This is a genomic window from Bacillus sp. FSL R5-0431 (genome assembly GCF_038002985.1).
Classification (GTDB): Bacteria; Bacillota; Bacilli; order Bacillales; family Bacillaceae; genus Bacillus.
On sequence record NZ_JBBOOG010000001.1, the window covers coordinates 1,067,282 to 1,082,908 of the forward strand.

Consider the following 15,627-nt stretch of genomic DNA (forward strand, 5'->3'; position numbering starts at 1 on the left):
TTACACGAAAATACTCGCTAAAAAGAGAATATAGCATTCATATGCTTTTCGAATCATCTTTTTGAATACAATTGACTTTCATATCTCACATCCTCTAGGCTAGTAAATGAAAATGATAATCTTTATCAATTGGAGGAGTGTTTTATTATGTCCATCAAAACCGTTTCTAAAAATCAGCAATTTTTAGAGCAGCAAAGTCAAAGAGAATCTAATGCAAGGTCTTACCCGAGACGGTTCCCATTAGCCATGCAAAAAGCCGAGGGTATGATCGTGACAGATGCGGATGGCAGAGAGTTTTATGACTGCCTGGCAGGCGCAGGAACACTTGCACTTGGTCACAATCATCCAGTTGTTATAGAAGCTATTGAACGTATGCTTCATGAAAAAAGACCGTTGCATACGCTGGACATAACCTCAGAAATTAAAGAAGAATTTGTGAATGAAATTTTTTCTCACTTGCCAGAAGAGTTTGCAAAAAGAGCCAAAATTCAATTTTGTGGGCCAACTGGTGGTGACGCCATAGAAGCAGCTATTAAATTAGTCAAGACAGCGACAGGTAATCGTTCTATTCTTTCATTCCACGGTGCGTATCACGGTGCGACACATGGCACGATGTCATTAAGCGGGAATTTATCTCCAAAGGAAAGAGTGCAAGGGTTAATACCTGATGTTCATTTTATGCCTTACCCATATGAATATCGCTGCCCATTTGGAATTGGAGGGAAGGATTCGCACCGCATTTCAAGTTCGTATATTGAGCGCGTATTAAATGATCCTGAAAGTGGTATTCTTCCGCCAGCAGGTATGATCTTTGAAGCAGTGCAGGGCGAGGGAGGCTCCATTCCAGCATCTATTGAATGGATGAAGGAAATGAGAAGAATCACAAAAGAAAAAGGGATTCCGCTCATTATTGATGAGGTTCAATCAGGCATCGGCCGAACAGGTAAGATGTTTGCCTTTGAACATGCAGGAATTGTACCTGACGTCATTGTACTGTCAAAAGCCATTGGTGGAAGCCTGCCGCTTTCAGTTGTGATTTATGATAAAGATTTAGATCAATGGAATCCAGGTGCACACATCGGGACATTTAGAGGGAATCAAATGGCGATGGCTGCAGGAACCGCTACGCTTAAATTTATAAAAGAAACCAACCTGCTTGATCATGTAGAACAGTTAGGAAATCGTATGCAGGCTCACCTTAAAGACATCCAAAAACAAGTACCTGCTCTCGGTGATGTTCGAGGAAGAGGTTTAATGATTGGCGTTGAAGTAGTCAATCCAAATGAGAAACAGGATGTGGACGGAAGCTATCCAGCGAATCCAGAGCTGGCCAGTCTTATTCAAAAGAATTGCTTCGATAAAGGCTTAATTGTGGAGACAGGAGGCCGTTTCGGAAGTGTGATTCGTTTCCTGCCGCCACTCATTATGACAGAAGAACAGCTTGAAAAAGTCATCGCTATTTTTAAAGAGGCCGTGTACGATGCAATCAACTAAAGCTTCTGTAGATTCATTATTTATGAATCAAAGCCAGCTTGGAAGAGAGTCCTTCCAAGCGGCTCTTCATACATCTATCGACAGCTTACTGGAGCAGTGGCAAAAAGACACAGGACCATACAGCGGAATATTGCCTGGGAAATTAGCGGCTAGTGTCGAATCGTTATTCCGATTTCAACCGTCTGGAGAATCAATTGAATCTGTCTTTCAAGATATAAAAGAACATCTTTTGCCGCATTTGATTGATGTATCGCATCCTAAATGCTTGGCACATCTGCATTGTCCTCCGCTCATTCCTGCACTTGCCGCAGAGGTGATAGTGAGTTCCTTTAACCAATCAATGGATTCCTTTGATCAAAGCGGTATTGCTTCTTTGGTTGAGGAGGAAATCCTCAAGTGGCTATGTGCAAAGTTTTCTTATGGCGGCTTAGCAAATGGGACATTTACAAGCGGTGGAACCCAATCTAACTATATGGGGCTGCTTCTGGCGAGAGATGCCTTTTGTGAAAACACATGGCAGTGGAATGTTCAGCAGAAAGGCTTACCAAGTGAAGCTCACCGCATGAGAATTCTTTGCTCTAAAAATGCTCATTTTACGGTGAAAAAATCTGCATCCCAGCTCGGTTTAGGGGAGCAGGCTGTTGTACTGGTCGAGACGGATGAGCATCACCGAATGGACCTCAATGATTTGAAGAAGAAGATGGTTGAATTAAAGGATCAGAACCTGCTTCCTTTTGCGGTAGTAGCGACTTGCGGGACAACTGATTTTGGAAGTATTGACCCGGTTCGAGATGTGTATGACATCGTCAAACCAGACGGTCTGTGGATTCACGCAGATGCTGCCTACGGCGGAGCACTTGTATTAAGCAAAACCTACCGAAGTAAATTAGCCGGTATGGAGCTTGCTGATTCAATCACGATCGACTTTCATAAGCAATTTTATCAGCCGATTTCCTGCGGGGCATTTTTGCTGAAGGATAAAAGACATTTTGGTTTGATCGATTATCATGCAGATTATCTTAATCCAAAGGAAGATGAACTAGATGGTATTCTACATCTCGTCAATAAATCTATCCAAACGACGCGCCGGTTTGATGCTCTGAAGTTACTTCTCTCTCTTCGTCTAATTGGAGAAGAAGGATTTGGTGACATCATTGACCATACCATTCATTTTGCGAAGGATGTGGCCGCGCTTATTGAGAGAAATGATCACCTTGAAGTAATCAATCCTGAGCCAGAAATCAATGCGATTGTGTTCCGATTTAAGGATGAGCACCGAACAGATGACATCAATAAAATCATTCATCGGACATTGTTCAAAACGGGAACTGCTGTCATTGCGAAAACAGTGGTTGATGGCCGAACATGCTTAAAATTCACTTTGTTAAATCCGAGAACGACAATCACACATATTGAGGAAATCCTTTCTAACATCGTTGATATCGGGATCGCTCATATTCAATCCGGGAGGGTACTACGTTGAGTCAATATAAACAAATGGCTGAAAATGCAACTATGCAAAGCTTTTTAAACTGTTTTTTACGTGAAACAGGAATCGATCGATCTGCAAAAAAAGAGACGAGAGCAGATGGCTCGCTTGTATTCATCGCAAAACTAGCAAAGCAAGATCTAGAGCTTGTGATTCCGATCCGATATGTTTCATCTGTTGGCCGCCATCTCTTTGATTTTCCGATTCGCTTCCGTCCGCAAGGCAGTGAACAAGAGGGCGCAATCGCCGATTACACGACACTTGTTGCTCTATGTTCAAAGGAGCTTCTCATTGAATATGGCCGCACAGATGCAGAGGATGAATTCATGCTTCGCATCATTTTAAGCTGCCGAAATATTGAACGATTCTTAAAGGAGCGAGAAAGTGATCGAGCAGCTCTTTCCGAGGCCGATTTTGAGTATATCGAGGCTGAGCAGTCACTTCTTCTTGGACATTTAACGCATCCCACTCCAAAAAGCAGACAAGGGATGACGGAGGAGGAAGAATCGGTCTATTCTCCTGAGCTGAAAGGGGCTTTCCAGCTTCATTACTTTAAAGCGCACCATTCGATTGTGCTTCAGGATTCGTCTATTGCACAGTCTGCGGCAAGCCTCATGTTAGAAGAGCTCTTGCGCCAGGTACCAGAAGAAACAGAGAGACTGAATACGTTAACAGAAAACGGAGAATATGTGCTCATTCCGATTCACCCGCTGCAAGTCAAAGTGGTCATGGAGAAAGCGTTCGTCCAGCGTTATATAGAGGAAGGGAAACTGACTTATTTAGGACCGCTGGGGTCTGAATACACAGCGACCTCATCCTTTAGAACTGTCTATCAAAAAGATTCTGCTTACATGCTCAAATTCTCTGTTCCTGTGAAAATTACAAACTCCTTACGTGTCAATAAACAAAAGGAACTGGATCGCGGAGTTGAGATGTCTCGCATTTTAAAAACAGAATTAGGCATTTCTTTATACGATAAATTCTCTGGATTCCGGGTCATTGAAGATCCTGCCTATTTATCCATTCAAGGAGAAGAGGCGGAATCTGGCTTTGAAGTAGTCATTCGTCAAAATCCATTTTTGCATCGTGAAAAAGGGGCAAGCTTAATTGCTGGATTATGTCAGGATCATGCGTATGGTGGAAAATCGCGATTAGCAGGGATCATTCATGACCTTGCAGACGCAGAAGGCCGATCAACAGATGCTGTGAGCCAAGATTGGTTTAAGCAATATTTAACCATTTCGTTAGAACCGATGCTCTGGCTGTTTGAAACATATGGTCTTGCACTGGAAGCCCATCAGCAAAATGCTGTTGTGCAAATGAAGGCTGGTTACCCGGACACCTTCTATTATCGTGACAACCAAGGCTACTATTATAGTGAATCGAAAAAGGATAAACTCGCAAACCTTGTCCAAAACTTGAGCGTGAGAAGTGAAACCATTTGTGCAGATGATGTAGCCGTTGAGAGACTGCGTTATTATTTCTTCTTTAATCATTTATTTGGTCTCATTAACGGCTTTGGCACAGAAGGACTGGCAAAGGAAGAAGACTTGCTGGCACTCGTGAGAGACACATTGCTCGCTCATGAGGAAACATACGGGGCATCTGAACTGACAAACAGCCTTCTCCGCTCAAAGGAACTGCCTTCAAAAGCGAATTTGCTGACACGGTTTGAAGATATGGATGAGCTGACAGGATCTCTGGAAACACAGTCTCGTTACACAGCTGTCTTGAATCCGCTCTTTTTACATAAGGAGGCGCTGATTGGATGAGGCATCGTATTAGGTTTATTCGCGCTGAATATGAAAGGGATGTCCGTCTTGTCCACAAGTGGATGCAAGAAGAGTATGTTCACCCATTTTGGCATTTGAATATTCCGTTTCCTGCTTTTGAAAAGCATTTTTATCAGGCGATTCATGATCCACATCAAACCCTTTATTTAGGAACAATTGATGGGACGCCAATGAGTTATTTTGAGGCATACAACGTCAAAGGTGACATTATTGAATCCTACTATCAGCCTTCTCCGCATGATCAAGGAATCCATCTATTAATAGGGGAGCCAGATTATGTGGGAAAAGGATTTGCGGCCCCGCTGCTTCAGGCAATGACAGCCTTTCAATTTGAGCAGAACAAACGAACAGAAAAAATCGTCGCTGAGCCGGATATTCGCAATGAAAAAATGATCCATGTATTTGAAAAATGCGGATTTGAACGTGTAAAACCAGTCAATTTACCCGATAAAACAGGTCTTTTGATGTTTTGTGATCGAGAACGATTCGAAAGGAAGTATAACCATGACGCGGTTCAACAAGCAAAATAATGTAGTGGATGTAATTGGAATCGGCATTGGTCCGTTTAACCTGGGACTTGCCGCATTATCTGAAGAGGTAAATGAAATCGACGCTTTGTTTTTTGAAAGAAGTGAAGCCTTTCATTGGCACCCAGGTATGCTCATTGAAGGGACGACACTGCAAGTCCCCTTTTTAGCGGACCTTGTCAGCATGGCAGATGTGAAAAGCAAATATAGCTTTCTTAACTATTTGCAGGAGCAAAACCGTTTGTATTCATTTTACTTTCTAGAGGATTTTCATATCCCGCGCAAGGAATATAGTCATTATTGCCGCTGGGTCGCAGATCAGTTAGACTCTTGCCGATTTGGCATGAACGTCGAATCTGTCTCATTGATTGAGAAAGCAGGAGAAAAGCGATATGAAGTGCATGTTCGTCATGTGAAAGACCAAACGGTAGAGGTGTTTGAAAGTAAGCATCTCGTCTTAGGAATTGGTACACAGCCGGCGATACCAGCATCGCTCCAGCCAGCTTTAGGAGAGAAAGTTTTTCACTCTGCTGACTATTTAAAACGAAAGAAAGAAGGCTGTTTCAAAGGGAAATCTGTGACAGTTATCGGCTCTGGCCAAAGTGCGGCAGAAGTGTTTTATGATATTTTATCAGATGATGAGGCAAAGGATATTCACTGGTTCACACGCTCTAAAGGATTTTTTCCAATGGAATATTCAAACCTTGGTCTTGAATATTTCTCTCCAGATTATATTGATTTCTTTTATGAGCTTCCGCAAACAAAAAAGGATGCTTTGTTAAAGCAGCAAGACTTGCTGTATAAAGGCATCAGCTCTGCAATGATCCGTGATATTTACCATTTGCTTTATGAACGTTCTGCCTGCGGAGAGCAGTTGAACACAGTGCTTCAAGCGATGACAGAGGTCAACTTGATTGAGGAAACAGCGGACGGCTTGTCCCTTTCATGCATGCAATGGGTCAAAGAGGACACCTTTACCCATGAGACCGATATTGTTGTGCTGGCGACTGGCTATCAATCGGTACTGCCGCCGTTTATCAACCCAATTTCTCATCACATTCAATGGGACGATCAAGGACGGTTCCAGGTCGAACGTGAATATCGCTTGAAAACTAATACAATGGGTGAAAATGATATTTTTGTGCAAAATGCTGAGCTTCATACACATGGGGTCGGAGCTCCGGATTTAGGGCTTGGCGCTTACCGAAACAGTGTGATTATCAATGAACTTGCTCGTCAAACCGTGTATCCACTTTATCAAAAGCACGTCTTCCAGACATTTGGTACACACAAGAACGTCAACACATTTGAAGAAATCAAAGGTTAAGGAGGATGAAGCGATGAGTGTACAAGATGAATTGAAAAAAGCGGTGAATCCTGCTGCTTGGAAAAAGGCAAACCAGCGAATGGTGGCAAAAATGCTGTCTGAATACATGTATGAGGACATGCTTCATCCCGTGCAGCTAGATCGTAAGGATGGCATCGCTCAGTATGAATTAATCATTCACGAACATAAGAAATATCGCTATCTCGCAAAACCTCGTTTGTTTGATAGTTTTGATACAATCGCTGAATCAATCGAGTGTTATCAAGACGGAAAATGGTCAAAGGATGTCAGTGCGATTGTGTTTTTACTAGACATTCAGCCGCTCATTCCAATGTCTTCTGATACAACAGGCCATCTTATCAAAGAGCTTCATCATACCCTGTTAGCAGATGTACATTTGCTGTCGAAAAAAGCACTTCGTGCGGATGAACTGACAGATACAGATTACGCGTGGATTGAAGGAGAAATGACAGGCCATCCTTGGATTGTGTACAACAAAGGACGCATTGGGTTCAGTTACGATGACTACCTAGCCTATGCACCTGAAAGGCAAGAAAGTGTGCAGCTGTCTTGGATTGCTGTTCACCGGGACCTTGCGACATTCCATGCGGTCGATCATGAAAATTATGAGCAGGTGATCGCCAAAGAATTAGATGAAGTCACGATCCGTCAATTTCACCGCGTGTTAAAGGATGAAGGATTGAATGCAGCTGATTATTATTTGATGCCTGTTCATAAGTGGCAGTGGACGCATATGATTATTCAGCATTTCCCGGAAGATTTGGCCTTGCGCCGGATTGTGTATGTAGGAGAGGGACTGGATCAATATATCCCGCAGCAGTCCATCAGAACCTTTACAAACATCTCAAATAAAGGCAAGCATCATATTAAACTGCCAATGAGTATTTTAAATACACTCGTGTACCGGGGACTTCCGTCAGAACGGACAGTCATTGCCCCTCGTATTACAGCGCATATTAAAGGGATTGCGGATCAAGACTCATTTTTATCGGATGTCTGCCGCGTGATTTTACCTGGTGAGAACGCAAGTATCAATGTCGATCATCCTTACTTCAGCAAACTGCCTGGTGCGCCGTATCAATATCTTGAGATGCTCGGTGTGATTTTTAGAGAAAGCATTTACACGTATTTAGATGAAGGAGAGAGCCCTGTTACACTTGCAGCACTCACTTATGAGGATCATGAAGGTGAGCCATATGTGAAACAGCTGATTGAAAAATCTGGTCTCTCAGCAAAGGAATGGATGGAGAAATTTTTCCATGTGGTAATGCCGCCGCTGCTGCACTTTATGTATCAATATGGCACCGTCTTTTCACCACACGGGCAAAATACGATTCTTGTGTTAAAAGATCATCAGCCGCATCGTTTGGCGATCAAAGATTTCGTTGATGATGTGAATATTAGTGATCAGCCGCTGCCTGAATTGGCTTCACTAGGAGAAGATTTAAAAGAAGTGCTGCGGAGTGAACCGCCGGAAGGGTTAGTGCAGTTTATCTTTACAGGGCTGTTTATTTGTAACCTGCGTTACGTTTCAAACGTGTTAGACAATCATCAGCTGTTAGATGAAACGACACTTTGGCGCTTGCTTGCAGAAGAAATTCAGCATTATCAAAAACAATTCCCGCAGCTGAAGGACCGTTTTGAACTATTTGATTTATTCCAGCCGAAGCTGACAAAGCTGTGCTTAAATCGTAATCGAATGATTGATTATGGGTACGGAGATGGAGATGACCGCCCGCATGCGTCAGAGCATGGGAAGGTCAAAAATGCACTCGCTCATGTTCTTTCGTCCGCCTGTGAGAAGTAATAGAAAAGCTGTAGACATCAACTGTCTACAGCTTTTTATTTTTTTACGAAAATGCTTGAGAGGCAAGGAAATAAAGAAGTGCGGGATCATTCTGCTTTTCTTTTCCGCGAATCATCATAAAATGCGCTTTGTTTGTTTTCGTAAAACCTGCTTCAACAAGTGTTGCGTGCAGGCGCTCAGCTGTTTCCTCCTGCATATCTAAACGAATCGCACCCGAATAAGACGAGATGAGCGAATGGATGAGCGAAAGAGCTGTAAGTTCATCATTTGCTGTAAGCGGTCCAATCATTAAATTGGCAGGCGTTTCAACGCCAAATGCAAAGCCAGTTGTTTCGTGATGTTCATTCTTTGCAATGATACGCCGTGCTGCCCGGTTCATCCGGTTTTTTAAAAAGCTTGATCGATTTGTACCTGCGCCTTTTTCATCAAGTGCTTCAATGGACGGAAGGTGCGTTTCATCGGCAGGAGACAGGTGAATGTCATCTGACACACGAAGAGCCTCTGGGTTCGGTTTTTGCGCTTTGTAAGTATGAATGTAACCAGCCGTGTGAAACCCGATTTTTTCGTAAACAGGCCGCCCTTGGACAGTAGCGGTTAAAACGACAGGAATGCTTTGATCGCATTGATCTAGCAGGGTATCAATCATTTTCCTTGCAAGACCTAAGCCGCGATGTGTCTCAGATACAATGACGGCACCAATTGACGCCACTTGATCATATTGGAAAAGTCCTGCACATGAGATGACTTGTCCGTCCGTTGTTGAAAAACCTGTGAAATATCCATTTGTTAAAAGAGATGTGAGTTCTTCCGCATTGTAATCAGGCCATTCTACTTCTTGGGACAATGCGATGAGATCTGGTATGTCATCAATTGTTAATGCTCGTTGAACAACGTTTGTCATGACACGCAACTCCTTCTTAGCTGAATTCATCTATATGTATCGTACCATAAGAAGCATAGTGTAAAAATTGGTGTTTACGATCAAAAAAGAACCTCCTACCCGGAGGTCCTGCATTAATGAACATTAAAATATCGAGCTTCAGGATGAGAAACAACGATCGCTGAAACAGATGCTTCAGGTTCCATCATGAACCCTTCTGTCAAGTGGATGCCAATTTTTTCAGGCTGAAGCAGCTTGAACAGCTTTTCTTGGTCTTCAAGATTTGGACAAGCGGGATAACCAAAGGAATAGCGCTGCCCTTGATATTTCGCTTGGAATCGTTTTTCCATTGTGAAATCGACTGGGTCGGGGAAGCCCCATTTGTCACGAATCACTTGGTGGGTTCTTTCGGCTAATCCCTCTGCAAGCTCAAGCGCCAGAGCTTGGACCGCATGCATTTTTAAATAATCTCCTTCTTGCTTAAATTGCTGCGCGACTTCACGTATACGCGCACCAGCTGTGACGGCAAATAAGGCAATATAATCTTTTTCGTTTTCGCCGCTTTTCCGCACATAATCAGAAATGGACCGGTACGGGAGCTTCTCCTGCCTTGGAAATTGGAACGTTTCAATGATGCTGTCAGGCGCTGCGGGATCATAAATATGCAGATCATTTCCGTTTGAACTGGCAGGGTAAAATTGATATACAAATGCAGGGGCAAACCAGTTTTTCTCTCTGCCTTCGTTTAGAAGGTCTGTGACAAGCTGCTTTAATTCCAATGCTTTTGGATGCTGGTTAGCTAATAATGTTTTGACCTTTCCTTTTAATCCGAGGTGGTGACCAATGAGCATTTGTTCATTCACATAAGGCATAATGTGATGCAAATCGATGTCCCGCACATAATGACGTGCCGTAGTCTCTGGCGTAAAAATAGGTGCCTGCGGGAGTGCCGCACGTTTTTCTAGTAATTCAATGACAGCTTGTGGCTGCTTTGCTTCTTTCTCTTTAAAAGGTGCCGCTGGCTCTTCTCCGGACTTTGTTTGAAACTGAAGAGGATTCGCTTTTAACTCATTGGCTAAAGATAAGCCGTCCATGGCATCTTTTGCATAAAGAACCGGTCCGTCATAATGAGGCGAAATCTTCATTTTCTTAAATTTCCGAGAAAGTGCAGCGCCGCCGACCAAAATGGGCACGGAAATATTCGCTTTTTGTAAATCCTGAGCGGTGAGTACCATTTGCTGAGCTGATTTCACAAGTAATCCTGATAATCCAATCATATCTGGTTTTTCCTTTTGCACAGCTTCGATCAATGTTTGAGGTGTCACCTTGATGCCGAGATCGACCACTTGAAAGCCATTATTGCTCAAAATGATGTCGACAAGGTTTTTCCCGATATCATGAACATCTCCTTTTACAGTTGCAAGTAGAATCTTACCTTTCCCGCTTGCATGCTGCTTTTCCATATATTGCTCGAGATACGATACAGATGCCTTCATCACCTCTGCCGATTGAAGCACTTCCGCCACAATCAGTTCGTTTTGATTAAAAAGACGTCCAACCTCAGCCATTCCCTGCATTAACGGACCATTGATGATATGAAGTGGTGATTCAAATTGCTCTAGAGCAAGAGATAAATCATCGATAAGTCCTTCTTTTGTTCCTTCGACGACGTAGAGTGCCAGTCTTTCATCAAGTGATAAGGAGACCTTTGGTTTTTTCTCCGTTTTCTTTTTGCCTCGGTAAAATTGGGTGAATTCAGCAAGGGTTTGATCATTTGTTTCATAGAGCAGCGTTTCAGCCAGCTTGATTTCTTCCTTTGGAATAGAAGCGAAACGTTCAAGCTTTTCTGTATTCACAATGGCGTAGTCAAGTCCTGCTTGGACGCAGTGATACAAGTAGACGGCATTCAAGATTTCTCTGCCAAGAGGCGGGAGTCCGAAAGACACGTTGCTGATGCCTAAAATCGTCAGGCACTCAGGCAGACTTTCCTTGATCATTTTGATGCCTTTGATCGTTTCTTCGGCAGCGCCAATATACTGCTCATCTCCAGTGCCTACTGGAAAGACAAGTGGATCAAAAATGATGTCACTTGCGGGAATTCCATATTTCTTCGTTAATAGATCATGAGAGCGTACGGCAATCTCGAGCTTTCGTTCTGCTGTTACGGCCATCCCTGTTTCATCGATCGTGCCGACAACAAGTGCACCGCCGTACAGCTTCACAAGAGGGAGAATTTCTTCAAACCGTTCTTCGCCATCCTCAAGGTTAATGGAATTGATGATGGCTTTCCCTTGGGAATACGTGAGCGCCTTTTCAATCACGTGTTTATCTGTTGAATCAATGACAAAAGGGGCTTTGACTTTTTTCATGGCCTCTTGTAAAAAGCCTTCCATGTCAGCTGCCTCGTCACGGTCTGGATCAGCGAGACACACATCAATCACGTGAGCGCCGTTTTTTACCTGTGCGCGAGCAATTTCTGACGCTTCTTCAAATTTTTGTTCCGCAATGAGTCGTTTGAACTTGCGTGAACCAATAACATTGGTCCGTTCTCCTACAAAAAGAGGACGCATTGATTCCTCATACATAAGGGGCTCAATTCCTGATACGGTATGCTGAGACGATTCATGCGTGATGTGACGCGGCTGAATCGTGCGTACTTCATCTGACAAAGCTTGAATATGTGCAGGTGTTGTTCCGCAGCAGCCGCCAACAATATTTAACCAGCCTTCCTTCGCAAAAGCGGCGATTTTTTTAGCAAGAGAAACAGGGGATTCGTGATATTGACCTTCTTCATCTGGAAGACCAGCATTTGGATAGCAGCTAACCGCTGACTTGGCGATGGAGGAGAGCGTGCGGATATGGTCTGTCATAAATTCAGGACCAGTCGCACAGTTAAGGCCAACACTAATTGGTTTCATATGCTCAAGAGAGATATAAAAGGCTTCAATATCCTGACCAGCAAGGGTGGTGCCCATTGGTTCAATTGTACCTGATACCATGAGTGGTAATTGAATGCCTGTCTGCTGGAAGGCTTCCTGAATGCCTTTGAATCCAGCTTTTACATTCAGCATGTCTTGGCTTGTTTCTAAAAGAAGGGCATCACATTTGCCATCAATCAATGCGCGGGCCTGCTCCTCATAGTTTCTGGCGAGCTCACCGAAGGTTGTGCCGCCTGTCACAGATAATGTTTTTGTTGTGGGACCCATTGCGCCTACAACAAATCGAGGCTGCTCCGGCGTGGAGAAACGGTCAGCTTCGTCCTTTGCCAGCTGGGCAGCTCGTACATTGAGTTCATAGGCAAGGTGGCCAAGCCCGTATTCATCAAGGACGAGCTTTGTAGCCCCGAATGTATTTGTTTCAATGAGATCGGCACTTGCTTCAAGGTATTCCCTATGAATCGCGCGGATGATGTGAGGGGCTGTCACATTCAAATACTCGTTACAGCCCTCATACTCTTCTCCGCCAAAGTCTTCTGCTGTGAGATTGGCATTTTGAATCATGGTCCCCATTGCGCCATCAAGGACGAGGATGCGTTTCTTTAGCTGTTCAGTGATAGTTGGCATGGATGTTTGACTCCTTTTCTTTCTGATGAATGTAGGTGGTCAGTTCTGCTGTTAAATCTGATCGAAGGAAAGGGGTAATTAAATAAATGCCGTTAAACAATTCGCAGGCTGTATCTAATAAAGAGCGGGCAATCGCTAAGCCTTCTGCTCGCTGCTTTTCCTTATCCTCGCCAGCCTTGGCCATAATGTCACGAATGGAATCAGATAATTTAATGCCTGGAATTTCATGATGAATAAACTCTGCATTTCGGCTGCTTGTTAACGGCATAATGCCAATATAAATCGGTTTATCCAAATGACGGCTCTCCTCATGAATTTTCACAAGCTGTTCCTCAGAATAAACAGGCTGTGAAATAAAATAATCAGCGCCGTATTCGATTTTTTTCTCAAGACGTTTGACCGCTTTATCAATGTGACGAACATTCGGGTTAAACGCGCCCGCTACTGAAAAATTGGTCTTTTTACCAAGCGGTTTCCCTGAGAAAGAAAGGCCTTCGTTAAACTGTTTGATCAGCCGGATCAAATCAAAGGAGGTTAAATCGTAAACCGACGTTGCACCTGGGAAATCTCCAATCTTAGATGGATCGCCTGTAATGGCTAAAATATCAGTTAAACCAAGCGTGTCGAGACCCATCAAATGGGATTGAAGCCCAATCAAATTACGATCACGGCATGTGATATGGACAAGTGAACGCATATCAAGCTGCTGTTTCAATAAGGCGCCGCAAGCCACATTGCTAATGCGCGGGGTTGCAAGAGAATTATCAGCTAATGTCAAGGCATCAATGCCTGCATTCTTTAATTCATTTGCAGCGACAAGAAATTTTTCGAAGTTCAGCTTCTTCGGCGGATCAAGTTCTACAATAATCGTCCGTTTTTCCGCAGCCAGCTCATCAAGACCTGGTTCAGTCCGCTGATCTTGGATCGAAATGATTTCTTCTTTTAATACTTTCACTTCTTTTTCAGTGATCGGCGCTAGATCCTTGACCGCTTCAGCCATTGCGTGAATATGCTGAGGTGTTGTTCCGCAGCAGCCGCCGATAATACGTGCGCCTTGATTTCTAAACTCAAGTGCACTTTTTCGAAAATAATCGTTATCTGTATCATAGACGAGTCTGCCTTCTTCAAGAGAGGGAAGACTGCTGTTAGGATAGACTGATAAATGGGAATTTTCTAAAATCGGTACGCCTTCGAGTGCCTGAATCATATGATAAGGGCCCAGCCTGCAGTTGATGCCGACGACATCTGCGCCAAGAGAGGACAATTCAGATAAACCATCCTTGAGCGGGGTTCCATCCTGCAAAACACCTTGTTCATGCATGGAGACGTTCATGACAATCGGGAGAGTCGTTTCTTTGCGTGCAATTTGGAGAACGGCCTTCGCTTCTTCCATGTCATAGTACGTTTCTAGCAATAATCCGTCAGGCTGTTCATTTAATAGAATGTACAGCTGCTCTCTAAAGCTTCGTTTAATTTCTTCAATAGAGTAGGCATTTTTGTTAAATGTTCGAATGCCGCCGATCGTTCCGAGTACATAAGCGGAGCCTGCGGCTGCTTTTGCGATTTGTACGGCCTTTGTATTGATGCGCTTCGTTTCTTCCTCTAAGCCGTAGCGGGATAGTTTAATATAATTCGCACCGTACGTATTTGTTTGGATGATGTCAGCACCAGCCTGCACATATGCCTCATGTACGCGCTTTACTTCCTCTTCTTTCGATAAATTTAATTCTTCAAAGCAGCGGTCAATGCCGTAAGAGTATAAAAGTGTTCCCATTGCACCGTCAGCAATCAGTACGCGGTTTTGTAAGTCTTGTAATAGGCCCATTGGTTTCCTCCTTATTTCTATGTAACAAAAAAAGCCTTCTGATAAGAAGAAGACTTTTTGGCTGTATCGTAATTCTTCTCCTTATCTTCCAAGCAGTTGCTTGCTGGATTTAGCACCTTGGTCATAGAAAATATATTTCTACTACACCGGTTGCTGAGGCTTCACAGGGCCAGTCCCTCTGCCTCTCTTGATAAGAAAGTGATATGAACATGTCAATGAATTGAACTTCCATCAACTGTATCGAAAAAATCGAAAATAATCAATGGAAAATTTGAAATTTATCGAAAATTTATAAATTGAACGTCAATCGGTAAATCTGCCTTGCGCATAAGTGAAATAACCTCTTGTAAATCATCTTTATTTTTCCCTGTTACACGCACTTGGTCATCTTGAAACTGTGACTTCACTTTGATGCCGGATTGCTTAATGAGTGCATTGATCTTTTTGGCGTTGTCTTGATCAATCCCGCTGATCAGCTTCGCGCGCTGGCGTACTGTTCCGCCAAGGGCATGCTCGGTTTTTCCGTAGTCGATGTTTTTAGTTGGAACATCTCGTTTGATCAGCTTTGTCACAAGCACATCTTTTAGCTGCTCCAGCTTGAAGTCATCATCAGAGATGAGAACGAGCTCTTCTTTTTCAAGAGAAATATCACTTTTACTTCCTTTAAAATCATACCGGTTTTTAATTTCTTTCAGCGCTGCTTGAACGGCGTTTTGCACCTCTGGCAGTTCAACCTTCGATACAATGTCAAATGAGCTTTCTTTTGCCATAACACATGACCTCCATGTATAGATATTGCGTCTATTTTATCATGCAAATAGGAGAAGAAGAAACTTTATCGAAGAGTCGAGTCAAAGAGTTCTGCCGGCAGCGGTATAAATCGAGTCCAGTTTGTCCACTT

At 43.4% G+C, this 15,627-nt stretch carries 10 protein-coding genes and 1 riboswitch; of the genes, 6 read left to right on the forward strand and 4 right to left on the reverse strand.

What is annotated here, in order from left to right; all coding sequences use genetic code 11:
* Positions 1–147 precede the first annotated feature (147 nt).
* Genes MKZ03_RS05215 through MKZ03_RS05240 form a run of 6 tightly spaced genes read left to right on the forward strand, consistent with a single transcriptional unit; the run spans position 148 to position 8,458 of the window.
* Positions 148–1,494: an aspartate aminotransferase family protein gene (locus MKZ03_RS05215; protein WP_034663402.1), complete on the forward strand. Its 1,347-nt coding sequence runs from the start codon at positions 148–150 to the stop codon at positions 1,492–1,494.
* Complete coding sequence (locus tag MKZ03_RS05220) at positions 1,481–2,977, forward strand: pyridoxal phosphate-dependent decarboxylase family protein (protein ID WP_341031174.1); 1,497 nt, start codon at positions 1,481–1,483, stop codon at positions 2,975–2,977. Before MKZ03_RS05215 ends, MKZ03_RS05220 begins: the two co-directional genes overlap by 14 nt.
* Positions 2,974–4,755 carry an IucA/IucC family protein gene (locus tag MKZ03_RS05225; protein WP_341031176.1) on the forward strand — a complete coding sequence of 594 codons (1,782 nt, stop codon included), beginning with the start codon at positions 2,974–2,976 and terminating at the stop codon, positions 4,753–4,755. Before MKZ03_RS05220 ends, MKZ03_RS05225 begins: the two co-directional genes overlap by 4 nt.
* Positions 4,752–5,306 carry a GNAT family N-acetyltransferase gene (locus tag MKZ03_RS05230; RefSeq protein ID WP_034663394.1) on the forward strand — a complete coding sequence of 185 codons (555 nt, stop codon included), beginning with the start codon at positions 4,752–4,754 and terminating at the stop codon, positions 5,304–5,306. Before MKZ03_RS05225 ends, MKZ03_RS05230 begins: the two co-directional genes overlap by 4 nt.
* Positions 5,281–6,630, forward strand: a complete 1,350-nt coding sequence (locus MKZ03_RS05235; RefSeq protein WP_340972323.1) for a lysine N(6)-hydroxylase/L-ornithine N(5)-oxygenase family protein — start codon at positions 5,281–5,283, stop codon at positions 6,628–6,630. The genes MKZ03_RS05230 and MKZ03_RS05235 overlap by 26 nt, the downstream gene beginning before the upstream one ends.
* 13 nt (positions 6,631–6,643) lie before the next feature.
* A complete protein-coding gene (locus MKZ03_RS05240) occupies positions 6,644–8,458 on the forward strand; it encodes an IucA/IucC family protein (RefSeq protein ID WP_341031179.1) in 1,815 nt (604 codons plus the stop codon).
* 43 nt (positions 8,459–8,501) lie between these two features.
* Here the strand turns inward: MKZ03_RS05240 and MKZ03_RS05245 are convergent, their stop codons facing one another.
* From MKZ03_RS05245 to MKZ03_RS05260, 4 genes are all read right to left on the reverse strand, one after another.
* The gene (locus MKZ03_RS05245; protein ID WP_334748580.1) at positions 8,502–9,359 is read right to left on the reverse strand and encodes a GNAT family N-acetyltransferase; all 858 of its coding nucleotides are present in this window, start codon (positions 9,357–9,359) and stop codon (positions 8,502–8,504) included.
* A 113-nt stretch (positions 9,360–9,472) separates the two neighbouring features.
* On the reverse strand, positions 9,473–12,901 hold the full coding sequence (gene metH, locus MKZ03_RS05250) for a methionine synthase (RefSeq protein ID WP_341031181.1): 3,429 nt from the start codon (positions 12,899–12,901) through the stop codon (positions 9,473–9,475).
* Complete coding sequence (locus MKZ03_RS05255) at positions 12,885–14,726, reverse strand: bifunctional homocysteine S-methyltransferase/methylenetetrahydrofolate reductase (RefSeq protein ID WP_340972333.1); 1,842 nt, start codon at positions 14,724–14,726, stop codon at positions 12,885–12,887. The genes metH and MKZ03_RS05255 overlap by 17 nt, the downstream gene beginning before the upstream one ends.
* 78 nt (positions 14,727–14,804) lie before the next feature.
* A riboswitch (SAM riboswitch) is annotated at positions 14,805–14,923 on the reverse strand.
* A gap of 81 nt (positions 14,924–15,004) precedes the next feature.
* Positions 15,005–15,496, reverse strand: coding sequence for a YajQ family cyclic di-GMP-binding protein (locus tag MKZ03_RS05260; protein ID WP_034663377.1), 492 nt, complete (start codon positions 15,494–15,496; stop codon positions 15,005–15,007).
* Between the last annotated feature and the right edge of the window lie 131 nt (positions 15,497–15,627).